Origin of the sequence: Chitinophaga sp. YR627 (assembly GCF_900114995.1) — a bacterium.
Taxonomy (GTDB): Bacteria; Bacteroidota; Bacteroidia; order Chitinophagales; family Chitinophagaceae; genus Chitinophaga.
The window spans coordinates 464852-491138 of sequence record NZ_FOUX01000006.1; the positions used below are offsets into that span (position 1 = coordinate 464852).

Sequence of the window (26287 nt, forward strand, 5' to 3'; positions counted from 1 at the left end):
TCATCCTCATGGATAAGAGAATCATTCACAGCGTTTTTGAAGCAAAAGCGCAGTTATTCCCTGAACGTATAGCCGTAGAAGACCAGGAAAGAAAGGTCTCTTACAGGGAATTGAACCAGCTGGCAAATGATCTGGCAACAACCCTGCGTCTGCAGGGTATTGGTCGCGACAGGATTGCCATGACCCTGATGGGTGCTGACGCCAGACTGATCGCTGCCGTACTGGCCATCTTTAAGGCCGGCGGTATCTATCTGCCTGCCGATTTTACCTTCCCTGCCAACCTTATGCAACAGGTACTGGAAGAAGGTAAGCCCGATATCGTGATCACTTCTGCAGAAATGCAGGAAGAGGCAAAGGCATTGTTGTCTAAAAACAACGCCACACTGCCGGTAATGATCGTGATGGACAAGGCCGGTACTTTTTCTGTAACAGGTCAGCGCGATACGCTGCCTGTGCCAGCGGAGACTGAGATCCGTCCTGAAGATGGCTGTTATATCTTTTACACTTCAGGTTCAACCGGTAAGGCGAAAGCCATACTGGGCAACCACAAAGGTCTCAGTCACTTTATTCACTGGGAAATGAACGAGTTCGGTGTAGATGAAAACTATCGCATCAGCCAGTTAAGCCAGTTTACTTTTGACGCTTCCCTGCGTGATATCTTCTTACCACTGGCAACAGGCGCTTGCCTCTGTATGCCGCCGGCAGGTATTAAATCTAATATACCCCTGCTGATAGAATGGCTGGAAGAAAAGAAGATCAACCTGGTACACTGTGTACCTTCTATCTTCCGCCTTATCACCAGATGTCTGGACAATACCACCGGCAGACAATTGTTACCGGATCTGAAACAGATCCTGATGGCTGGTGAGCCACTATACAGCAAGGACATTACCCAATGGAGGAAAATTGCGGGTGAGCACGTGGAACTGGTTAACCTCTATGGTACTTCCGAAACGACCATGGCCAAAACCTTCCACCGTATTAAAGAAGTGCCACAGGATCCTTCCGCTGTTATACATGTGGGATGGCCGTTAAATAATACCATGGTGGCAGTTCTGAACGGTAACCGCATCTGTTCTCCGGGTGAGATAGGCGCGATCTATATCAAGACGCCGTTTATGACCAATGGCTACTTCAAAAATGAAGCCCTTACAAAAAGCGTATTTGTACAGAATCCACTGGTGACCGACCGGGTGGATATCATGCATAAGACAGGGGATATGGGCCGTTTCTTTGAAGATGGACATATCGAAGTACATGGCAGACTGGATGACCAGGTAAAGATCAATGGTATCCGTCTCGAACTGGGAGAAGTAAAACAGGCAGTATTGTCTGCTCCTGGTGTACAGGATGCAGAAGTGATCGTAATACCTGATGCATACAATGAAAACCAGCTGGCTTGTTACTACACAGGTGCTGAAGCACAGCATGAAGCCCTGCGTACTTTCCTGACAGGACAATTACAGGCGGCATTTGTACCCGCTTTCTTTATATACATGAAGGAACTGCCGCTGACGATCAACGGTAAAGTAGATAAGAAAGCACTGCCAAAACCTGTTATTGTCGTAGCGGCAGCTAATGGAGAAACAACAGAAACTGATCCGGTTGTGCTGGCCATGATGAGCATCTGGAGAGATGCCCTGGCGGTACAGGAAGTAAGCCGGGATACACACTTTTTCCAGTCGGGAGGTACATCCCTGAAGGCGATCATGATCATCTCAAAACTGTATCGCGACTTCAATGTTCGCCTGAAGATCAAGGATATTTTTGACCATCCGACGGTGATCAGTATCTGTGACCATATCAGGCACCTGCAACGTAAAGCCTTTGAAGAAATTGACCTGGTACCTGCTGCTGCTAACTACGAAACGACTTATGCACAGAAGGGGATCTGGCTACACCTGCAATATGGCAGAGGACTGGCTGCATACAATATGACCGGCGCTTATCGTTTCGAAGGCACATTCAACCAGGATGCTTTTACCAAAGCAATACACCTGCTGGTACAGCGTTATGAAATACTACGCACCACTTTTGTTGTCGACAAAGGAGAACTGCGCCAGCGGATACAGCATTTTGATCCGGCAGCGGTTAATTTCTCTATAGAGAAATATGACAATGCACTGGACCCTGAAGGGAAAGAAATAGCAGAGGCAGACGCACTCAAAGTGTTTGATCCACAGAAAGAGCCATTGATCCGTTTCAGATTATTACAGCTGAATGAACGCTCCCATATACTTGTACTGACCCAGCATCACATCATAGCCGATGGCTGGTCAATCAATGTGCTGCTGAAAGAATTCCTGCAGGCATTTGCTGCTTTCAGCCGCAACCAGGCGCCACCTGCTTCTTCCCTTAAAATACAATACAAGGATTATGCAGCATGGCATAATGGCTACATTAACAGCCTTGCAGGACAACTGCATAAGGACTTCTGGAAAGCGCAACTGGACGGGGACCTGCAGGCACTGAAATTATCAACGGCAAGTTATAACTCTATTGGAAAAGGCTATGAAGGCAGACTCTTTACATTCGATCTGCCAGCTGCATTGAGTCGTATAGTGTTCGAAATGAGCAGCAAACAGGAGAAGAGCACCTTTGCCATCCTGCTTACACTGACCAATATACTGTTGTACAGCTATACCGGCAGAGAAGATATCCTGCTGGGCTCACCTTTTGCCGGCCGTAATCATCCTGACCTGGAAGATCAGCTGGGGCTTTTCGTCAGCATTATTTTGCTAAGAAACCGCCTGGAAGCCGGACAATCCTTCTTACAACTACTGGACAAGGTAGCTGCCAATGCAGCTGACGCATATGAGCACGGTATCTATCCGTTTGAGAAAATACTGGAAGAGCTGGAACTCACCAGCAACGGAAAAGGCATGCAGTTCCTGAATGTATTTGTACAGATGCAGGATGCACACGAAGAAGCACTGGATGCATACCAGGAGGAATTAAAGGATCTGCGTATCATACCGGTTGATTTCAAACATCAGTCAGCCAAATTTGATCTCACCTTTAACTTTTCCGCCGCACCTGCTACCGGCCGTATCAGCGTCGTGATCGAGTACAATACTGCTTTGTTTACGGAGAGCCGCATGCAGCAGTTGCAGGAAGATTTTATTCTTCTGCTCGAACAGGTGGCCGCGAATGTTGAAACGACACTGGCTGCACTCAGCGCCAGCGTACCGGTGGCTGCCAACGAAGAGATCAGCAGCATCAGTTCTCAGATCAGCAGTGGTATCAGTACCGACTATTAGACAATTTCCACCCTTCAATATTTTGTACAAATGAATAAGAGAATCATCCATACAGTGTTTGATCAGCAGGCTGTTGCAGCTCCGGAAAGGGTGGCTGTCGAAGAAGGCCGACGATCATGGACCTACAGGGAGCTGAAGGAAAGCTCCGAGACCCTGGCGCAATACCTGCTGCATTACAGTCCGGCTACAGGTACGCCTGTTGCGGTTATACTGCCGCCCGGATTTTCATTAGTAAGCGCCCTGCTGGCAGTATTTCGTTCTGGTAATATTTATATGCCGCTGGATGCCTCACTACCGGCAAAAAGACTGCACACGATCTTTGAACAGACCCGCCCCGCAGTATGTATTACCACACCTGCACTGGCAGCGATCGCTGAGAATGTGATTCGTGAACAGTCTGCATTCAATTGTACGATGATCGTACTGGATGATGAGTTGCAGGCTACTGTAAAACATTATGAGGACAGTACCTATGCAGGTGCGCATGTACCTGCTAATATTACCTTCCAGGCGTTCCCGGAAGTGAAGCCGGAAGACGCAAACTATATTTTCTATACCAGTGGTTCTACCGGTGTAGCAAAAGCAATAGTTGGCTGTCATGATAGTCTGAGTCATTTTATTCATTGGGAGATGAATGAGTTTAAACTGGATAACAGCTGCCGCGTAAGCCAGCTAAGCCAGTTTACCTTTGATGCTTCCCTGCGCGATATTTTCGTACCACTGAGTACAGGTGGTACTTTATGTTTTCCTCCCGCCGGCAGCCGCACGAACATTCCTGCACTGGTAGAATGGCTGGAGCAAAGCAATATTTTTCTGGTGCATTGTGTCCCTTCTGTGTTCCGGCTGATTATGCGTGAACTCATAGCAAAAGGTGACAAACAGGCGCCGGTATCACGGTTACCAAACCTGCGGCATATCCTGATGTCAGGAGAACCGCTCTATGGCAGAGATATCCTGAACTGGCGCAGCACAGGCGAAGGTCATGTGGAACTGGTGAACCTTTACGGCCCGACAGAAACTACGATGGTCAGAACATTCAACCGTATTGCTGATCTGCCGTATGATCCATCTCAACCCATACACGCGGGTAAACCTATTAACAACACCCTGATCGCGATCATTAACCATAACAACGGTTTGTGTCGCCCGGGTGAGATAGGAGAGATCTACATTGTGACGCCTTTTATGACCAAGGGCTATTATAAGAATGAAACATTGACCCGCAGCGTATTCGTACAGAATCCTCTCGTAAAAGACCGTGAGGAGATCGTATACCGCACAGGGGATTACGGCGTATACCTGGAAGATGGTTCCATAGAAATCATAGGAAGAAAAGACGAACAGGTGAAAGTGAACGGTGTCAGAGTAGAACTGGGTGAGATTAAACAGGCGGTATTACGCCTGCCTGGTATTACCGGCGCGGAGATTATCGCACTGAAGAATACGGCAGATGAGAATGAACTGATCTGCTACTATTTATCTGCAGGTGTAAAAGAGGACGCACTGAGAACACACCTGGAATCAGAACTGGGACGTTCCCTGCTTCCTGCTGCGATCATCAGAATGGATGAATTTCCGCTCAATATCAATGGTAAGGTAGACAAGAATGCACTGCCTAAACCGGAAAAAGTGCTGATATCAGACGATGCATATGTTGCACCTGTTACGCCAACGGAGAAGAAACTGGAACAGATGTGGCAGGAGCTGCTGGGACTGACGCGTGTCGGTACTGCGATTAACTTCTTCAGAGTAGGAGGCGCTTCGCTAAAGGTGATTAAGATGGTATCAGATATCTTTCACATATTCAATGTGTCGCTCGCTTTCGCTGATGTGTTTGTTAATAATACGATCGGACAACTGGCCTTACTCATCGATGAGACCGTGAAAACAGGAGGCGCCACTATTGTGCCATTACCAGCGAAAGAACATTACGATGTTACGCATGCACAACGCGGTTTATGGGTATATGATAAGCTGGGTGGCCAGAAGAACCTGTACAATATGGTGCACGCTGTAGAGTTAAAGGGGAGTATAAAACCTGCCATTGTCCGCGAAGCACTGGCGGCGCTGATAACCAGACATGAGATATTGCGCACGACCTTCATTGAAGTGGACGGAGAACCGAAACAACGTGTTCATTCCGCCAGCAATGAAGTGATTCCTTTCGCTTATTTCGACAGACAGCAACAACTGGAATTATATGGCGGCATACCATCTATTATCTGGGCAGAACAACAGCGTGAATTTAACCTCGCAACGGGGCCGCTCTTTTTCAACACACTGGTGCAGCTGGACGACGACCATTACGCAATGGTATTCAACTGGCACCACATTATCGCTGACGGATGGAGCCAGGACGTATTGCTCAACGACTTCCTGGTGCTGTACAACATGCTCGATGGAAAAGGAGAACAGACACTGAAGCCTTTGCGTTTCCAGTTCAGGGATTATGCCGAATGGATAAACCGCCAGCTGGAAGGAGATCGCCTGCAGGAATTAGAAGCGTATTGGGTGGCTAAATTTACCGCTCCGTTTACGCCTGCTACTTTCCCCGCTCAATTGGACAGGACAGGTACACGTGCCGGCATTGGTCATAGTATCGATTTTCGCCTGGATCGCGAAATGACCCGTCAGCTCAGGGCATTGACGCAGGTGTCTGCGGTAACTGATTATATCGCACTAAATGCCATTGTCAATATCCTGCTCTATCATTATTCGGGTACCGGCGATATCGTAACAGGTGCTCCTTTCTCAGGCAGACCTAGAACAGAGCTGCAGGACCAGGCAGGGTTCTATGTAAACCTGATCGCCTTGCGTGTAGCGCTGAAGCCGGAAGATACCTTCCTCACAGTGCTTGATAAAACGAGAGAATGTATCACCGGTGCACACAAATACCAGGACTACCCCGTGGATATGCTGGTACAACGTCTGGCACTGGATGCGCCTTTTGGTCGCATGCCAATGTTTAATGTGCTGATACAGTCACAGAATAACCTTGAATATCCGCTTAGCTCCATTGAAGGTCTGAGCGTTAAGCAGATGGAACTCGCTGCTGCAACGAGTAAAGTAGATGTAACGTTTAACTTCCAGGAAAACGGCAGCGAAATACTCGCCTCTATTGAATACGATACAGAACGATATACGGAAAAGGGCATCCGCCAGATCATTGACAACTTCACAAGAGTGATCCGTACACTAAGTAATCTTCCTGCCACACAGATAAAAGATATCGTTATCGAACGAACCATAGATGAGGAAGAAGAAGAACAATCATTCATGAATGCATTATCGGCACTATAATAAAATCAATCACAATAAACATAATAAGTCATGGAAATTTTAGCTACACATATCGGAGCGATACCAATGATTGATGAAGGTACATTTCCGCTCACTATACGTTTTGACGGCGCTTCTGTTGATGAGTTTATTGCCTGGTATCAGTCTAATACAGACTGGCTGGATAACAACCTGCTGAAAAGCGGGGCCATACTTGTACAGGGGGTGGACATCGACAGCGTTGACAAGTTTGAACATATTACCGGTTCCCTGGGATCCAAATTCAGAGATTACCTTGATGGTAGTTATCCCCGAAGAAACCTCAAGGGACATGTTTACATCTCCACCGAATATGATGCCAGTTACAACATTACGATGCATAACGAACTGTCCTATTCTGCCAAATGGCCAAGTCGCCTCATATTTGGTTGTGTAATTCCTCCGGGTACCGGAGGAGAAACCCCTCTTGTGGACAGTCGCAGTATCATCGATGTAATGCCGCCTGAAATCCTGGAAGAGTTTGAAAGAAAGCAGCTGCGGTATGTCAGGAACCTCCATTCAGGCCAGGGCATGGGGCCATCCTGGAAAGATACCTTTGGTACGGATGAAAAAGAAGTGGTTGAACAACATTGCCGTAGCATCGATATCGAGTACGAATGGAAAGAAGATGGTGGTCTTCGCCTGATCAACCGGCGTCCTGCTACAAGGATACATCCCGTAACAGGAGAGAAGGTCTGGTTTAACCAGGCGGACCAGTACCATCCCACACACTTCCCCGAAGAAGTATACGAAACACTGATGCTGATCGCAGATGGCGTGGAAGAAGATCTTCCCTTGTTTGTATCCTTTGGCGATGGTAGCAAAATACCAGAATCAACTATACATGAAATTATCCGCGTGATCGATACGGTTACTGTAGTAAGACCCTGGTTGAAAGGAGATTTCGTAATAGTAGAAAACATGCTGGTGGCGCATGGTCGTAAAGCTTATACCGGCGATCGGCAGATCGTTGTTTCTATGGTTGAATAAAAAATTTTTCTTAACAACTGAACACAACATTTTATGTGCGGAATAACAGGAGTTTTAGATTTCGGAAAACGTAACAGGATTGAAAGAGAAGAAGTAAAGAAAATGACGGATGCGATCCATCACCGTGGGCCTGACGATTTTGCCTATCTGATCGAAGACAATATTGGTCTGGGCTTCCGGAGGTTGAGTATTATCGACCTCGCTCACGGGCAACAGCCATTTTACAGTGAAGACGGCAGTGTAGTGCTGATCTGTAATGGAGAGATCTACAACTACAAAGAACTGCGGCAGGAATTGATCGCTAAAGGATTCCGCTTCAAAACAGAATGCGATGTCGAAGTGCTTGTACACCTGTATGTCGCTTATGGTATTGATTTTATCAACAGACTGAACGGACAGTTTGCCTTCTGTATCTACGATAAGAAACAGGATACACTTTACCTGGCGAGAGACCAGTTCGGTATTTGTCCGATGTTCTATAAAGTAGTTGACCAGATGCTGATCTTCGGATCAGAGATCAAAGCATTGCTGCAGAACCGGCATGTAAGAAAAGAGGTGAATCCGACAGCATTAGATCAGCTGTTTTCTTTCCCGGGTATTGTTAGCCCGGTTACATTCTTTAAAGACATTAACAGTCTGAAAGCCGGCCATTACATTAAGGTAAAAGGCACAGATGTACAGGTGAAAGAATACTGGGATCTGGACTATCCCCTGGAGTCAGCACACCAGGAAGAGAAAGACGAAGACTACTATGTAGACAAACTGGAAGACCTGTTGCTGAAATCTGTAAAATACCGGCTGAATGCAGATGTGCCGGTGGGCTTCTATCTGAGCGGTGGACTGGATTCCAGTCTGGTAGCTTCTATGATGAAGAAACTCAACCCGGATAAATCTTACAAATCCTTTTCTATCGGTTATCCCCGTGCAGAAGATAGCGAACACGATGAGAGGATTTTCCAGCGCCTGGTAGCTAATAAAGTAGGCTCTATCCACAAAGAAATAGAGTTTGACTGGTCAGAAGTGGCTACAAGACTAAAAGATGCAGTTTACTATTCTGAAGCAGCATTGAAAGAATCTTACAATACCTGCTCGCTTGCCTTGTCTGAAAACGTACGCAACAGCGATATTAAAGTTGTACTGTCTGGTGAAGGTTCTGATGAATTGTTCGGCGGATATGTAGGCTATCGTTTTGACGTACAGCGTAGAGGTTTTGAAAGACAGGGAGGGCTGGAAGAAATGCTGGAATCCCAGCTCAGGGAAAAACTCTGGGGTGATCCTGATTTCTTCTATGAAACGAATCACTACGAATTCAGAAATACAACCAAGGCAGTATACTCCAACAAGATCAATGACAACTTTGATACGATCGACTGTCTGGAGACATTACCAATCAACAAAAGCAGACTGGATGGTCGTCATCCGTTCCATAAACGCTCTTATCTCGATCTGAAACTGCGTTTATCAGATCACTTGATTTCCGATCATGCTGACCGCGTGAATTATGCTAACTCCGTAGAGGGCCGTTATCCCTTCCTGGACATTGAACTGGTGGATTTTGTCAAAACAATTCCACCGGCAGTAAAGCTGAAACACATGACGGAAAAGTACATCCTGAAACAGGTGGCAAAACGTTACCTGCCGGATAGTATCAATAAACGTCAGAAGTTCAGCTGGGTGGCGCCAGGTAGCGCACAGCTGCTGCAGAACAATGTTGAGTGGATCAACGATATGCTGTCTTACAGCCAGATCAAACGTCAGGGTTACTTTAACCCGGATACCATCGAAAGGATCAAACGTATCTATTCAGCACCTGATTTCAGACTGAACCTGCCGTATGATACCGATCTGCTGATCATCGTGCTTACATTCAACACCTTCCTCGAGGTATTTGATATGCCATCTATCTGATAGTAACCCTTCAACTTAACACCGATTATTTATGAAAAAGAAACTTGGCATCATCGGAGGCATGGGCTCCCATGCGGCTTCATGGTTGTTTAAAAAGATCACTGATCTGTCTTACGCAGAAAAGGATCAGGAGTTTATAGAGGTATTCTTACACAACAATACAGCTATCCCCGACAGGACACGCGCCATTGTGTACAATGAGGCGTCTCCTTTACCGGAGTTGCTGCGTTCTGTGAGGATTTTGAATAATAACGAGGTAGATGTAGCTGTAATGGCATGCCTGACAGCTTATCATTTCAAACCATCCCTGGCGCCTGTTTTCAATGGCCATTTCGCAGATCCGATCGAGTTCACTGTTGAACGTTTACAGGAAATGTTCGGTAGTCTGGATGGTCTTAGCGTAGGAGTTGTCGCGACCACCGGCACATTACGGTCGCGTATTTTCCAAAAGGCGCTTGAGCCGCTGGGTGCAAAAGTGGTATGCCTCGAAGGAGACGACCAGGAGAGATATTTCATGGGGCCTATTTATAAGCCCGATGGCGTGAAGTCAGGAAAGAAATCACCTGAAGCGGTTCGCCTCTTTTTACACCAGATACCATTATTACAGGAAAAAGGGGCAGATGTTATTCTGGGCGCCTGCTCGGAAGTACCGCTTGTACTGAATGAAGGGAATGTGAAAATGCCTTATGTAGATGTGTTTGGTCTGCTTGCCCAGAAATTGGTTGATACCTGTTATGAATATATCTAACCCTTCATTCTACTGCTATGACAGAAAAACATGCCATCCTGATAGGAGGGATAGGAGACGATGCACATTCGGTGGGTATCGGACTGCTGGAACTTGGTTTCAGAGAAGCCGGTTTTCATGTGAAGTCAATAGGCATACGTAACAGCCTGGTTGAATTCTTCAAACTGGCGCCGTTCTTTGATGCAATACTGATCTCAAATAAAAACGGCCACGCGGAGCTCTATCTCCAGGACTTTAACCGCCTTCTTTCTGAATATCAGTTGAAGGAGAAAAACGCAAAGCTCTGGTACCTTGGTGGAAGCCTTTCCGTGAGTGAGTCGGACTTCGCTATTAAGAAACGCTTTTTGAATATGGGATTCACCAACGTGTATCCCAGACCTGTTCCTTTCAGCGAAGTACTGAACAATATCAAACGTGATATTGAGTACCATAACATCCCCAAAAAGAATAACCGCCAGCGTTTTGCTAATATGAACAAGCAAAAGCCGGTGAACTGGTCGGAAGTACATACCGGCCGGCTGACGGACGAACAGCTGGAAAAGGAAAGAAAGGAGGTATTGCAGGAATGGCCTACAGGTACTGATGTATTGCACTCAGAATACCAGAAGGTAGCTGCTGTAACCGGTACCCTGGATGAACTGCTCTGGAATAATAAAGTAAAGAATAAAACTCCGGTCTTTCAGCCCAGAACAGGTGTAGCCAATATTGAAGACCAGATCGAACTGCTACAATACCTGGAATCCGAAGGAAGTGATGTCAGTTCTGTGCAACTGGATGCCGCTTCCCGCTCAAGATTGTACCACCGCGCAGAAGAAGGAAGACTGCTCAGTCTCGAACGTAAGTCTTCCCAGTTGAATGGCTTCCCCATACCAATCTACGGTGTAAGTGAAGTAAGGCGACTGCTGCTATCACTTAAAAGACCTTTTCAACTAAGAGGTGGCGGCCCAGATCATCGCTTTACCTATGAGATCGCCCTGAAAGCGGGTGTAAGCGCATTGGAAGGCGGCTTTATCTGTTATTGTCTGCCCTATGATAAACTGACGTCCCCTGTCGAATCCTTAAAAAGATGGCAGTTTGTAGACCGGCTGGCAGCAAGGTATTATGAAATGTTTGGGGTGGCGATCAACCGCGAGTACTTCGGGGTATTAACAGCAACACTCATCGAACCATGCCTGGCGATTATCGTCAATATCATACAGGCCGTATCAAGCGCCCGGCAGGGAATCGTCAGCATTTCCTGCGGTTATGCCGAACAGGGCAACCGCTCGCAGGATATCGCCGCAGTAACCGTCCTGGACGAACAGGTCAATCACTACCTGCGTAAATATGGCTTTACCAATTGCAGGGTCACCACGGTTTATCACCAGTTCATGGCAGCTTTTCCGGCAGATTATGCCAAAGCAGAAGAGCTGATCTTTAATTCGTCTATCACAGCTACCCTGGCAGGCGCCACCAAAGTAATGGTCAAGACTGCCGTAGAAGCCATCCGCATCCCGGATCGCTACGATAACTCCAAAGCGGTTGCCTTATCAAAGAAAGGCGCGCTTTGCGCAGATAAATCGCTGTTGAACCATGAGAAGATCAAAGAAGAAAAACAGCTGATCCGGAAAGAAGTAAAACAGATCATGGACGTGATCCTGGAACTGGGTAACGGAGACATCATCAAAGGAGCTATCCTGGCAATTGAACAAGGTGTGATCGATATCCCCTGGTCACCTAACATCTATAACAGAAACAGGGTTGTATGCGTTCGCGATGTAGAAGGGGCGGTACGTTTCCATGACTTTGGCAACCTTCCTTTCAGTGAAAGTGTAAAAGACTTCCATCACCAGAAGGTGCATAAAAGGAAAACAATGGAAAGAGATCCCAGTATCTTCTCGCTTCTTGAAAAAGACCTGAGCAGGATCTGGAAGAATGAGTACCAGCGCTGGCCGCTCGACGGACATTATGTAACCTGATCTTATCACATAAACTCACATTGATATCAGTCTGTTGGCAACCGTGCAGGATAAACGCGAGGTAAGCGGCAGATTTTATAGCAACACAAAATATTGTAAAAGATGAAATATCCTTTATTACATGAGCTGTTTGATCATATCAGCAGCAAATATCCATCCAGGACTGCTGTCGTAAACGGACCGCAGGAAGTGTCCTACGAAGCGCTACAGCAGCGTAGCCTGCAGCTGGCAGCCTCTTTACAGGACGCCGGGCTGGAAAAGGAAACAGTAGTAGCGACTTTGCTACCGGCAGGAGCAGATCTGGCAGCAACCGCTATTGCACTACTCAGAAGAGGTTTGATCTATATGCCGCTGGATGCACGTATTCCTACCGTGCGTATACAGAATATGCTTTCAATTACCGGCAGCAAGATCATTGTTACCAATGAAGAATTGCTGGATACCACCAGGAAGATCGCAAAAGAAGCGGCTGCCAACCTGGAATATGTACTATTGCTGAATGCTGCGACGCCTCAGCTCTTCTCTGTAGAGAACGATGGTACGCTTGCTCCGGTAGCATATCCGGGGAAAGCAGCACAGGATGATACCGACACAGACAGCTGTTATATCTTCTTTACTTCAGGCACAACGGGTAATGGTAAGCCAATTCTTGGCAGTCATCAGGGCCTGAGCCAGTTCATACAATGGGAAATAAAGGAGTTTGGCCTGAATGAAAACTGTCGCGTGAGCCAGCTGGCACAGGTTACTTTTGACGCTTCCCTGCGTGATATGTTCGTACCGCTTGCTACAGGAGGTGCCTTGTGTGTACCGCCAAAAGATGCGAAGTTCCAGATGCCTGTACTTATTGAGTGGTTACAGGAACAGGAAGTCTCACTTGTTCACTGCGTACCTTCTGTATTTCGTCTGCTTACCAGAGAACTGGAACAACAACCATCCGGTAGTATCACATTCCCCGACCTGCAATTTATCCTGATGGCAGGTGAAATGCTGTATGCAAAAGATATCGCCGCCTGGAGACGTGTAGCCGGTAATGATACAGAACTGGTGAATCTGTACGGCGCTTCCGAAGTGACCATGGCCAAAACTTTTTACCGTATCGCTGAGATCCCTGAAGATGGTGGAGAGCCACTGCATGTTGGACAACCCATCGATCAGGCGTTTATCGCGGTAATGAGCGGTAACCGTCTGGCCAAAATAGGCGAGATCGGAGAAATATATATTATTACTCATTATGCTTCAAAAGGATATTATAACGATCCTGTAAAGACTGCCGAACGTTTCGTGAAGAATCCGCTGGAAGGTAGTACTGTACCTATTGCATACCGTACAGGTGATCTGGGTCGTTACCGTAAAGACCGTAGCATAGAAGTGCTCGGCCGCCAGGATGACCAGCTGAAGATCAACGGTATCAGGGTAGAGTTGCAGGACCTGGAGCAGATCATTCTGGAAACCGAAGGTATTGCACAGGTAGTGATCAAAGTGCTCGAAACCCCTAACAACGCAAAGGAACTGGCCTGTTACTATACAGGTGTAGCACAGGACGCGGCAACGTTGCGGGATGTGTTAAAAGAGCAATTATCCGAGAGCGTACTGCCCGCATATTTTATGCATCTGAAGGAATTCCCGCTTACACTGAATGGTAAAGTAGATAAAGCTGCATTGCCTAAGCCGGAATATGTAGACAACACTGTTGCGACAGATACATCAGCATTCAGTGCAGGAGAAGCTAAAATGGAGGAAATATGGCGCGATGTGTTCAAAATGAAACAGATCGGACGTAATGCTTCCTTCTTCTCTATCGGTGGTACTTCGCTGAAAGCGATCAGGGTGATTTCACAGGTCTACAAACGTTTTAACGTACTGATCACCATCAATGACCTTTTTGCTTGCCCTACGATTGCTGCACTGACCACTTTTGTTGAAAAAGGCAAAAAGAGTGAATTTACAGGTATTAAGCCTGTGGCAAAACAGGATACCTATGAAGTATCAGCAGTGCAGAAAAGAATATGGGCCATCGATCAGTTTTCCGGTAATGGTGCACTGTATAATGTACCCGAAATTTACCTGTTTGAAGGCGCACTGAATACCGCCGCTTTCGAAAAAGCGCTGACAGCGCTGGTAGAACGCCACGAAGTGCTACGTACAACCTTTGAGCTCGTGAACGGTGAACCAAGACAGCGTATCCATGATGCGGCTTCCTGGAACTTCGGCGTAGAAGTGCTGGATTATAGCAATGAAGAGGTGCCGTTTGATAAAGCAATTGCCCTGTCAAACGATATCTCTGTTGAACCGTTTGATCTGCGGACAGGCCCGTTACTCAGAGCAACACTCGTAAAGATCGCTGAGAACGAACACATATTCATCTTCGTTACACATCATATCATTTCTGACGCCTGGTCACAGGAGATCATCGCGCGTGACGTACTGGCTTATTACGATGCATTTACTGCAGCAAAGCAGCCAGCCTTAGAGCCCCTGAAGATCCAGTACAAAGACTTCGCCGCATGGCATAACGAAAGACTGGCTTCCCGCTCCGCAGATCATCGTTCCTTCTGGAAGAAACAATTTGAAGATGGCGTATCTAAACTAAAACTGCCACTCGACTATCCCCGTCCGGCAGAACAGACATTCAATGCGGAAGAGATCTCTTTCAGACTGAATGCAAAAGTAAGTGCCGCATTGCGTGACCTGGGTCGTCAGCAAAACACCAGCGGCTTCAATACCATAATGGCCCTCGTAAATCTGCTGTTGTATAAGTATACAGACCAGGGAGACATCGTACTGGGTTCTCCGGTAGCTGACCGTGGTCACGCTGATACTGACAACCAGATCGGCGTATACTTTAACACACTTCCATTACGCACGCGTTTCAAAGGGGACGAATCTTTCGTGCAGTTGCTGAATAAGGTCGCTGATGTGACACTCAAAGCATTTGACCACGTAGATTATCCATTCGAAAATATACTGGAAGATATCAATGCCGAATATGATAAACAGCGCAACCCTTTGTTTGACGTCGGACTGACCTATCTCTCTTTCCTGAATGCAGGAACAGAAGCAGGCGGCGTTGATCAGCAGGGTGGTGATGCTGCCATCAGCGTAAAAGGTATCTATCCCGGATTTAAGTTTATCAAATCTGACCTCTGGATCAAGGCAGTAGAAAATGGCAATGAACCTTTTGTATTCGTGTTGTCATATAACACGGATCTGTTCAAAGCTTCCTTTGCAGCCAGATTTATTGAGGATTTACATAGCCTGGCTGCACTGGCTGTTGAACAGCCTTCTGCTGCACTCGACGTGTTGGTAGAAAATGCGAAAACGCGATCAGCACAGGCAAATGAACAGAAACAACAGCATGTAAGGCATCGTAACCTGGAAGTATTGAAAAATTTCCGCGTAGGCGCCAGATGATCTGACACTATAAAATAACGTAGTTATGAATCAGGACTCAAGACAGCAAAGGTTAAAAAGCCTGCTGGCCACACAGCCAAGGTTACACCGGCTGGACAAGACCAACGTAAACGTGCTGTATGGAGAGCCGGGCAGCCGCCAGGTGCCTGCAACGATTGCAACAGAGGACAAAGATGCCTTACTGCATAGATGGATCCCCACCAATATGGACCTTATTAAAGAACAGTTACGTTCACGGGGAGGATTACTCTTCAGAGGATTTAATGTCAGTTCTGTAGAATTGTTTCAGTTGATTGTACAGGAGTTCTCCAAAAATGCGATGCCATATACGCAGCGCTCATCTCCACGTACTGAGATCAAGGACCGCATATATACCTCTACCGATCATCCCGCTGATCAGTATATCAACATGCATAATGAATTGTCTTACTCTCCCAGATGGCCATTGCAGATCATGTTTTACTGTCTGCAGCCTTCAGAAACAGGAGGGGAGACGCCCATCGCAGATAGCAGACAGGTGCTGAAAGCACTGTCACCTGCCACCAGGGCCTCGTTCAAAGAAAAAGGCATTATGTACGTCAGAAACCTGGGCGGAGGTCTCGGACTGGATTGGCAAACAGTATTCCAGACCACCGACCGCAGCGAGGTAGAAGAAGAGTGCAGTCGCAACGAGATGCAGTTTGAGTGGAAAGATAACAATCGCCTGCAGATCCGCTGGACGCGTCCAGCCATAGTAGATCACCCGGTCACCGGTGAGGAAATATGGTTTAATCATGCCTACTTCTTCAATGCCGCTAACCTCGATGAAGAAGTCGCAGATGCAGTGACCTCCAGTGAGGAAATGCCATTCAATACCTTCTATGGAGATGGTTCGCCTATATCCGGAGAGGTGTTGAAAGAAATAGGCGACGCCTATGAGCAGGCAAAAGTTATTTTCCCCTGGAAGAAAGGAGATGTATTGCTACTCGACAATATGCTCATGTCTCACGGACGTAACCCTTTTGAAGGCGACAGAAAGATAATGGTCGCCATGTGGGAACCAAATCGTTAACCAATTAAACTTTCAAGATGATCTCAGAAGTAGGTCTGCAGGTGGATGGCGTACGCATGTCGCCGCAGCAGAGACGCTATTGGTCCTGGTACAAAGAAACAGGCAGCATGCCTTATCATCATATTGCAGTGGCAGTCACCGGTGTGTTTGACAGACCGGTGTTACAGCACGCTGTAGAAAGTCTGTACAACACATATCCTGTACTGAGCACCGTGTTCCCTGAACGCGATGGCGCCCTGTTTCCGCTGCAGATAACGCAGCGGAAATACGCGCCAGGGTTATTGGAATTACTGTTGCCGGCTGGTATGAGCCCTGATGAGGCAAAAGAAAAGGTAGCCGCTATGTTTGAAGAAAAAGCCGCAACACAGGCCCGTAATGGACGCTGTGGCTACGCGGCCGTTATTCATAGCAGCACCCCCGGTGGCGATCATATGATCCATTTCCTGGCAGAAGCCATCGTGATGGACAGCTATTCCGCTGGTTTTCTGATGCACGAACTCTGTACCCTGTATAATGCCGAAGGTAACATCCTGCTGAAGGGTAACCTGGCAGAAGAGGTGATCCCTTATCAACAGTTCTCAGAATGGCAGAACAGCCTTGTGGAAACACCAGCTGAAGAAGCAGAAGAATTCTGGGCACAGTATAAGTTTGAACAGGGACTGAATAACGAGTTCTTTGGCAGATCAACAGGTGATCAGTTGCCTGAAAAGGTAAACTATACCCGTTTGCTACCATTGGGCGTTACACTCACCAGACAACTGGAAACGCTGGCGGAGAAAACAGGTAAAGACCTGCGTGAACTGCTGCTGGGAGCCTTGTTTGCCACACTGTACAGGCATACAAAGGAAGATTCCCTGGTAATAGGTTATGTGAATAATGAACGCCTTTATGAGGAACTGAAAGGTACATTAGGTCCCGTCGGTAAAACATTACCCCTGTACCTTGAACTGGCGGAAAATACGACTTGTCAGACACTACTCGAGAATATTGCACAATCCCTTACCCGTGTAAGTAGCTGGGAAGAATACAGCTCTTTCGGGTACAATACCAGCGAATATGCCGCTGTAGCAGGAGAATATTTTAAGGTAGGCTTCGAATGGTTGTCATTCCCCGAAGCTGCCGGCAATGGACAATTACTGCACAGCTGGGAAAGTGCTGAATCTTTCTTTGGATTCAAATTAAACGGCGTATACGCCAATGAAGAACTGGGTATCCAGGCATCCTTCAGTAAAAAATATTTAAATGCAGAAGAAGCAAGTCTGTTATTACAACAGGTAATTGCTGCACTGCAACAGTTTGTTAATGCGCCACAGGCGGCATTAAAAGATGGTGTTTCCCTGAGCAGGGCTGACGAAAAGGTCTTCAACGTGCTCAACACACCGCAATATGAACTGCAGTCACCTGCCGATAGTGTCGCTGCTTTGTTCAGTGCAGTGGCAGGTATAAACGCAGATGCAACGGCTGTCGGATGGGAGGATAAAACCATGAGCTACCAGCAACTGGATGCTTATGCCTGCCGCCTGGCCAATATGTTGCAACGCCGCTACAGCATCGCCAAAGGTGATACGGTAGCTGTATGTATCGAACGCTCACCTATGATGATAGTTGCCATCCTCGGTATTATCAGAGCAGGTGCGGTATACCTCCCGCTGGATCTGTCGTTCCCCGGTGAAAGAAAACAGTTTATGCTGGAGGATAGTAATGCCCGCCTGCTTATAACCGGGGAAACAACACCTGTAGCGGAAGAAATACCTTTATTGCGACTTGATGAAGAATTGCAGGTACTGAAAGGATTCAATGAGGACGTTGCGTCAGTGACCATCGCTCCGGCTGATCCACTGTACCTGATCTATACCTCTGGTTCTACTGGTCGTCCTAAGGGCGTACAGGTGTCTCATGGATCACTTTTACATTACGTAAACTGGTTTAAATCGGCCTATCAGATAGGAACGGGAGATGCTACCCTGTTCTTCTCTTCTGTAGCATTTGACCTGGGCTATACGGCTTTCTGGGGTAGTCTTTTATCTGGCGCAGGTTTATATCTGTTACCGGAAAGACAAACCCTGAATCCGGACGAACTGACCGATGCCCTCACCCGGTATCCGGTGACCTTTATCAAACTGACGCCTTCTCATTTCGATCTGCTGGTAAATGATCCGGGATTCGATAAACAGGTTAAACAGTACACCCTGCGTTTGATACTACTGGGTGGTGAAGAGATCAGAACACAACACCTGGAGAAATATTTCGCACATCGTCCGGATGTAACTTTTGTCAATCACTACGGTCCGACTGAAGCAACGATTGGGGCTATCGCACGGACCATCACCTATAATAATTTCGATACATTCCGTAAACGTCCTGTAATTGGCCGCCCCCTGGGCACCAATAAGATCAGACTGTTACAGGAAGGTGCTGATATACAGGTGCCGGTAGGCGCTATCGGTGAAATCTGTATTGCCGGAAAAGGAGTAGCGATCGGCTACCTGAACAATCCGGAACTGACAGCGAAGAAGTTCACCGCAGACCCACTGCTACCAGGTAATCGCCTGTATCGTACCGGCGATCTGGGGCGTCTGTTGCCTTCAGGAGAAATTGAGTTCCTGGGCAGACTGGATTTCCAGGTGAAAATAAGAGGTTATCGCGTGGAAACTGGAGAGATCGCAGATTATCTGCGTCAGTTCCCCGGTATCCGTGATGTAGCAGTTATTGCCGCTACTGATGAACAGGGCGATAAATATCTGACTGCATATTTCGTATCGGAAGCAAAAACAGATAAAGCAGCGCTGGACGAGTTCCTCAAGCAACAATTGCCTTCCTGGAGCATTCCGGCCTACTATGTAAATATGCTGGCGCTTCCATTGACGCCAAACGGTAAAATAAACCGGGCGGAATTACCCGATCCCCGTAAGGTGGCATTAAAGCAGCAGACGGCCTATGTCGCTCCTCGTAATGAGCTGGAGGCTGGTATCGCCAGAATATGGGAAGAAGTGTTGCAAAAGCCCCGTATCAGCATTAATGATAACTTCTTCGATCTGGGCGGACACTCTATCAAAGGAATACGTATTATCTCCAGACTTTTTAAAGAACTGAATGTAAAACTGGAGATTCGTCACCTGTTTGAAGCATTGACCATTTCCGGACTGGCAGAGCTGATCAGACAACAGCGTCGTACTTCATTCGAGAAGATTACACCGCTGCCTCTCCAACCCGATTATGAGCTGTCTCACGCACAGAAAAGGATATGGGTGCTGTGTAAATTCGAGGAGATAGCATTGGCTTACAACATGCCAGGCAACTACGTACTCGAAAATATTAACAGACCGGCACTGGAAAAAGCAGTGGAAACACTGATAAAACGACATGAGAGCCTACGCACCACCTTCAGGATTATTGCAGGCACACCCAGACAGGTGATCAATGCCTATGAGGCAGATCGCTTCGCGATGCAGTATTTTGATGAGAGTGCGGCCGCCGACAAGCAGGCAGTTACAAATAAATATCTACAGGAAGAAGGAGACACGGCTTTTGATCTTGAAAAAGGCCCGCTGATCAGAACAAAACTCGTACAGCTGGATGACAGTAAGTACCTGGTCATCTTCAATATGCATCATATCATTTCCGATGGCTGGTCCATGCAGGTATTTGTGAATGATGTACTGCAATTGTACAATGCATATACCGCAGGAGCTCCCAATCCATTGGCTCCTTTGAAAATACATTATAAAGACTTCGCGGCCTGGCAGAATAAATTATTAGCCAGCCCCGCTATAACAGAACATCAGCAATACTGGTGGAAACAGTTCGAAGGAGAGGCGCCTGTATTGAACCTGCCGCTCGACTATCCTCGTCCGCGTATCAAGAGTTATAGCGGCCGCAAAATGGGTATTTCGGTAGATGCGGCCCTGAAAGGGAAATTGCAGGTGTTTGCCCAACAGGCAGACGCTTCACTGTTCACCGTACTACTGGCAGCTGTTAAGGCTTGCTTCTACCGGTACACCGGACAAACCGACATTGTGATCGGCGTACCCAATGCAGGCCGTGAACACCTGGACCTGGAAGACCAGATAGGTTTCTACGTGAACAGTATTCCGGTACGTACGCAGTTCTCCGGTAATCAGTCTTTCAGATCACTGCTGGAAAAAGTGAAAACGTCCCTGCTCAGTGGTTTTGAACACCAGGTGTATCCTTTTGACAGATTGGTTGATGACCTGAACCTGGACCGCGATATGAGCCGCTCCCCATTATTCGATGTAATGGTGCAGCTGAAAAACTATCAGTTCGGTGATAAAGAGATCAATCATGATGTAAATGTCGATGAAGAGATCTTTGAAATGAACACCAGCCAGTTTGACCTGTGTATCGACTTTGCAGATACAGACGATGGCCTGGTAGGATTCATAGAATATAATACAGACCTGTTCCTGCCTTCCACGGTGGAAATGCTGTGGGAGCACCTGACCAACTTCATGCAGGAAATAGCAGATAACCCGGAGAAATCACTGAGTGAACTGCAACTGATCAATGAAGCAGGGAAAGCACGTCTGCTGGAAAGAGGTGGTGTGACCCGCTATGCATCTGCTGCAGGTTATCAGCATGTACTGGAACATTTTGACCAGTATCTGCGGGAAAGACCGGATGCGACAGCGGTTGAATTCGAAGGACAGGTATTGACGTACAGACAGCTGGACCTGGCAGCAGAAAAAGTAGCTGCCTTTATTAAAGCACAACAAAGCACAGCAGGTGATCAGCAGCCCGTGGTGGCTGTCCTGATGGATAAGCGTCCTGAAATGATTTCGGCTGTATTAGGTATTATGAAAGCAGGCGCTGTATGTCTGCCACTGGAACCTTCTCATCCGCAGGCACGCTTGCAGTTTGTTGTACAGGATGCAGGTGCATTCGCTATCCTGTCTGAAAAGAAATACCTGCATACACTCAATAAACTACAGTGGGAATGTGATGCATTAAGCACTTTCCTCTGCATGGATACAGATGACATCTATGAAGTAGCACATGAGTGGGATGAAGTACGGAATGAACAGGAAGTGTGGGATTACGTTGGCGAAAATTCGCATGATGATATCTCTGGTGGTGGTTGGACATCCAGTTACACCGGTAAAGAGCTCAGCAGAGAGGAAATGGACGAATACGCAGAGAACGTATTGATCAAACTCCGTCCCTACCTGAATGAAAATAGCCGTGTTTTGGAGATCGGTTGTTCTTCCGGTATCAGTATGTTTAAAATGGCGTCACTGGTAGACCAGTATTTTGGCGTCGATCTCTCAGAAAAAATTATTCAGAAAACACGCGCTGAAGCCCGCAGGAAAGGATATAATAACATCACCCTGCAGGCGGCCGCCGCACATGAAATTGATAACCTGCACTGGAGCGGTTTTGATATCATCGTTATCAATAGTGTGGTGCAGAGTTTTCACGGCCATAACTACCTGCGTCAGGTGATCAGCAAGTGTTTACCCCTGTTGAAAAATAAAGGCCTTATCTTCTTCGGTGATATCCAGGACCAGGACCTGAAACAGACACTGATCGATGATCTGACTGCTTTCAGAGCTGCCAATAAAGACCAGGGTTACTTCACAAAAGTAGATTGGTCTTATGAACTGTTCCTCAGCAGGAAATTCTTTGAAGACTTACGTTACGAATACCCCGCTGTTATAGCCGTGAGTCACTCCACTAAAACAGGAACAATTGCCAATGAGCTGACGCGTTACCGTTTCGATTGTATTGTGTCAGTGGATAAAGGGCAGACGGATACGGCGCCGGCAGACGAACGTCATAAAAGCCAGTTCGGTGCAGCGGCCCTGGACCAGTACGAGATTATAAAAGGTAATGAATGGTATAAAGGATCAGATGTAGCAGAAAAGCTTGCCTATATCATTTATACTTCCGGTACCACCGGCTTGCCGAAAGGAGTCATGATTCCTTATAAAGGCCTGAACAACCTGGTGATGTCCTACAGGAATGATTACAGATTCTCTGCTTTCGCGCCGTGTCTGTTGCAGACAGCAAGCATCGCCTTCGACGTATTCTTCGCAGATATTTGTCGGACATTGTTTATGGGTGGCCGTCTGGTACTCTGTAACAACGATGTTGCGATCGATCCGCCTAAATTATACGCACAGCTGAAAGCAACGGGCGTCAATCTGCTGGATAGCACTCCTTCACTGATTATTCCGTTTATGGACTATGTCTATGAGAATGGACTCGATGTTGACTTCCTGCGTGTATTGATCCTGGGTTCTGATAGCTGCCCTGCCGGCGACTTTAAGAAACTCTATGAAAGATACGGTCAGCGCCTGCGTATCCTGAATTGTTACGGTACAACCGAAACAACGATTGAAGCATCTTTCTTTGAAGCAACAGTAGATAACCTGCCAGAAAGCGGTACAACACCAATCGGACAGGCCATCAGTAACGTTACCTATTATGTACTCGACGAATACGGCCAACTGGTGCCTGACGGGGTACAGGGTGTACTGCACATCGGTGGGGAAGGAGTTGCTGCAGGATATATCAACCGTCCTGAATTGAATCGCGTGCGCTTTATTCCGGATCCTTTTATCAAAGGCAACACTATGTTCAACACAGGCGATGTGGTGAGCTGGAATAAGGAAGGTCAGATCGCCTTTAACGGCCGAAATGACTACCAGGTAAAGATCAGAGGATTCAGGGTAGAACTGGGCGAAATTGAAAGCCAGTTGCTGCAGGTAGAACATGTTACACAGGCCGCTGTATTGGCACATCGTGATGAAGACGGCGCCAATATGCTGGTTGCATACTACGCAGCAGCAGTGCCATTGCAACCACAGGACCTGAAAAAACAACTCTATGCAAAGCTGCCGGAATATATGGTGCCTGCACACCTGTATGCGCTGGATAGCCTGCCCCTGACAGCGAATGGTAAACTGGACAGAAAAACATTATTACAGTTAAGTCCTGCTACCAGTAAAGCTACACAGGAAGGTCCCCGCAACAGGCTCGAACAGAAACTTTGTAAGATCTGGGCAGATGTACTGGGCCGTGAAGGTGGTATCGGTATCAATGAAAACTTCTTTGATATTGGTGGTCACTCACTGAAAGCAACCCGTGTCATCACGAGAATTTATAAAGACCTGGGCATTAACCTTGAACTCCGGAATATCTTCCTGCATCCAACGATTGAAAGCCTGGCAAAGGAAATCACAGCCAGCAACAATCTTTGCTATTACGAAGAAATACCGGTAGCCCAGTCCGCAGCGTTCTATGAGATCACCCCTGCGCAGATGCAGATGTGGACAATGCACCACCTGGATGGTCAGCAGGTTATCTATAATATGCCAGCTGCTTATCGCATATCCGGCGCATTTGATATTGAAGCGATGGCTTATGCGTTTGAGGCACTGGCAACAAGACATGAAGTATTAAGAACAACCTTTCACGTAGTAGACAAAAAAGTATATCAGAAAATACATCCGGCAGATAACTGGAAACAATGGCTGGAAGTAACGGATCTGACAGCTGCGCCAGACAAAACGGCCGCGGCTGACGAAAAAGCTGCAGCAGACGCAAGGATACCTTTTGACCTGGAAAATGGTCCATTGTTCCGCGCAAAACTGTTCCAGCTGGATACAGAAGAGTTCCTGCTGCTGATCAATATCCATCACATTATCTCTGATGGATGGTCGCATACAGTAATGGTAAATGACCTGCTTCATTTCTATCGCAGCTACTGGCAGATAGATACTCCGGAACTGCCGCCACTCAGAATTCAGTTTAAGGATTACGCAACCATGCTCAGCCAACAGATGGATGAGAAGAGCAAACAGTTGCATCGCGATTTCTGGACAGCGCAGTTCGGCGACTACAATACTGTACTTAACCTGCCGATAGAAGGAAAAAGAGATGACAATAGAAGCCTCGAAGCGGAGAAGGTATTTTTCACACTGAATAAACCCGCACAGGAAAGCCTGTTGAAACTGGGCAGAGAACATCAGTCCACTTTGTATGGCGTATTACTGAGTATTTACAACGTCCTTATCCGTCATGTCACAGGGCAGGATGATATCGTAACCGGTAGTCCGATCTCCGGCCGTGATTATGTAGAACTCGAAAACCAGCTGGGAATGTATCTGAATGTATTGGCGCTCCGCCTGCAGGTAAAAGATACAGAGGCTTTCGCAACCCTGCTGGAAAAGGCCGCTAAGACCGTATTGGAGGCACAGCAGTATAAACGCTATCCGTTCGAACAGATATTACAGGATATCCGCTATAAACGCCAGCCGGGAAGAGCGCCCCTGTTTGATATCGGATTCACGCTACAGAATATCGACGGCATGGAAAATGGAGAAGCGATCGAAATTATCGATCAGCTCAATATCGCTGAGTACAATAATAACTTCAGAAAAGTAAAAACAGACCTCTGGCTGCATGCCTGGGAAATGGAAGATGGTATTGGTTGCTCCGTTACTTACAACAAACAGTTATACAGAGCAGCTACCATTGACGCATTTGTAAAAGATTTTCAAATGCTGGCAACACTGATAGCAGAAGATCACACCATAAACGTCGGCCGTCTGCTGGAAGAATTGCAAAATGCCAGAAAGAAAGCTGATATGTTGGCAAAAGACCAGACGAAAACAAAGAATATTGAGAAGTTCTTCAGCGCCAAAAAGAAGGAGATCAACCTGGGGAATACAGCCCGTGTGGTAGAAGAGAAACTACCGGGTGATACACCTTATCCGCTGGTGCTGAAACCAGGTATGCAGGACGTAGACCTGACACAATGGATAAAGGAGAACAATGCAACCGTAAAGCAACAGTTGCTCGAACAGGGAGCTTTGCTCTTCAGAGGTTTCCGTGTACAGTCGCTGAAAGACTTTGAGCAGTTCTGTGATGGTCTTGACGCACAGAAAATGCTTTATAAGGACCAGTCTTCACCAAGAACACAGGTACAGAATAAACTGTATACCTCAACTGAACATCCGGCTGACCAGGTAATACATATGCACAATGAATTGTCTTATTCTCATACCTGGCCACAGTATATTCTCTTCTTCTGTACAGAAGCAGCGGCAACAGGAGGAGAAACACCCATTGCCGACGCGAGAAAAATGCTGGAAGTGCTTTCTCCGGAAACAGTAAGCAGGTTTACAGAGAAGAACATCCGTTATATCAGGAACCTGAAAAAAGGAATGGGACTCTCCTGGCAGGAAGTATACCAGACAGACGATCCGCAGGTAGTAGAACAACATTGTAAGGAAAACAATATTGACTACACATGGGTCAGCGATGACCATCTGCGCGTAAGCTGGGAAAGACCGGCCATCCGCTTACATCCTGTTACAGGTAAACCGGTATGGTTTAACCATGGTCTCTTCTTCAATGCCTTTACCCTGAACGAAAGCATTTTACAGCTCGCCAGAGATGAAAATGACCTGCCGTTCAATACCGCTTACGGAGATGGTACACCGATAGAAAAGGCCGTACTGGAAGAGCTGAGCCAGGCATACGAAATCTGCAAACGGCAGTTCAGTTGGCAACCAGGTGATATCCTGCTGCTGGATAATATGCTGATGTCGCACGGTCGTAATGCTTTCAGTGGCAACAGAAAACTGTACGTATCAATGTTAAATCCGCTTTCATAAGC

9 protein-coding genes are annotated in these 26287 nt (G+C 47.0%); all 9 read left to right on the top strand.

Annotated elements, in window-relative coordinates; all coding sequences use genetic code 11:
• Window positions 1-8: 8 nt before the first annotated feature.
• Entirely contained in the window at window positions 9-3260 is a 3252-nt protein-coding gene (locus BMZ72_RS31175; RefSeq protein ID WP_089814523.1) for a non-ribosomal peptide synthetase, read from the top strand.
• A gap of 30 nt (window positions 3261-3290) precedes the next feature.
• On the top strand, window positions 3291-6560 hold the full coding sequence (locus tag BMZ72_RS31180) for a non-ribosomal peptide synthetase (RefSeq protein ID WP_089814525.1): 3270 nt from the start codon (window positions 3291-3293) through the stop codon (window positions 6558-6560).
• A 30-nt stretch (window positions 6561-6590) separates the two neighbouring features.
• A complete protein-coding gene (locus tag BMZ72_RS31185) occupies window positions 6591-7568 on the top strand; it encodes a TauD/TfdA family dioxygenase (protein WP_089814527.1) in 978 nt (325 codons plus the stop codon).
• A 33-nt stretch (window positions 7569-7601) separates the two neighbouring features.
• Window positions 7602-9476 (top strand): asparagine synthase (glutamine-hydrolyzing), encoded by a 1875-nt coding sequence (gene asnB, locus BMZ72_RS31190; protein WP_089814529.1) that lies wholly within the window; start codon window positions 7602-7604, stop codon window positions 9474-9476.
• Between the two features lie 31 nt (window positions 9477-9507).
• Entirely contained in the window at window positions 9508-10224 is a 717-nt protein-coding gene (locus BMZ72_RS31195) for an aspartate/glutamate racemase family protein (RefSeq protein WP_089814531.1), read from the top strand.
• Between the two features lie 17 nt (window positions 10225-10241).
• Entirely contained in the window at window positions 10242-12182 is a 1941-nt protein-coding gene (locus tag BMZ72_RS31200) for a methylaspartate mutase subunit E (RefSeq protein WP_089814533.1), read from the top strand.
• 102 nt (window positions 12183-12284) lie between these two features.
• Window positions 12285-15593 carry a non-ribosomal peptide synthetase gene (locus BMZ72_RS31205; RefSeq protein ID WP_089814535.1) on the top strand — a complete coding sequence of 1103 codons (3309 nt, stop codon included), beginning with the start codon at window positions 12285-12287 and terminating at the stop codon, window positions 15591-15593.
• Between the two features lie 25 nt (window positions 15594-15618).
• Window positions 15619-16644: a TauD/TfdA family dioxygenase gene (locus tag BMZ72_RS31210; RefSeq protein ID WP_089814537.1), complete on the top strand. Its 1026-nt coding sequence runs from the start codon at window positions 15619-15621 to the stop codon at window positions 16642-16644.
• A 17-nt stretch (window positions 16645-16661) separates the two neighbouring features.
• Window positions 16662-26285 carry a non-ribosomal peptide synthetase gene (locus tag BMZ72_RS31215; RefSeq protein WP_089814539.1) on the top strand — a complete coding sequence of 3208 codons (9624 nt, stop codon included), beginning with the start codon at window positions 16662-16664 and terminating at the stop codon, window positions 26283-26285.
• The last annotated feature ends 2 nt before the right edge of the window (window positions 26286-26287 follow it).

What these genes read in the sequence shown, in the direction of transcription:
- BMZ72_RS31175 (WP_089814523.1), top strand. Translation starts at nt 9, where the DNA reads ATGGATAAGAGAATCATTCACAGCGTTTTTGAAGCAAAAGCGCAGTTA.
- BMZ72_RS31180 (WP_089814525.1), top strand. Translation starts at nt 3,291, where the DNA reads ATGAATAAGAGAATCATCCATACAGTGTTTGATCAGCAGGCTGTTGCA.
- BMZ72_RS31185 (WP_089814527.1), top strand. Translation starts at nt 6,591, where the DNA reads ATGGAAATTTTAGCTACACATATCGGAGCGATACCAATGATTGATGAA.
- asnB (WP_089814529.1), top strand. Translation starts at nt 7,602, where the DNA reads ATGTGCGGAATAACAGGAGTTTTAGATTTCGGAAAACGTAACAGGATT.
- BMZ72_RS31195 (WP_089814531.1), top strand. Translation starts at nt 9,508, where the DNA reads ATGAAAAAGAAACTTGGCATCATCGGAGGCATGGGCTCCCATGCGGCT.
- BMZ72_RS31200 (WP_089814533.1), top strand. Translation starts at nt 10,242, where the DNA reads ATGACAGAAAAACATGCCATCCTGATAGGAGGGATAGGAGACGATGCA.
- BMZ72_RS31205 (WP_089814535.1), top strand. Translation starts at nt 12,285, where the DNA reads ATGAAATATCCTTTATTACATGAGCTGTTTGATCATATCAGCAGCAAA.
- BMZ72_RS31210 (WP_089814537.1), top strand. Translation starts at nt 15,619, where the DNA reads ATGAATCAGGACTCAAGACAGCAAAGGTTAAAAAGCCTGCTGGCCACA.
- BMZ72_RS31215 (WP_089814539.1), top strand. Translation starts at nt 16,662, where the DNA reads ATGATCTCAGAAGTAGGTCTGCAGGTGGATGGCGTACGCATGTCGCCG.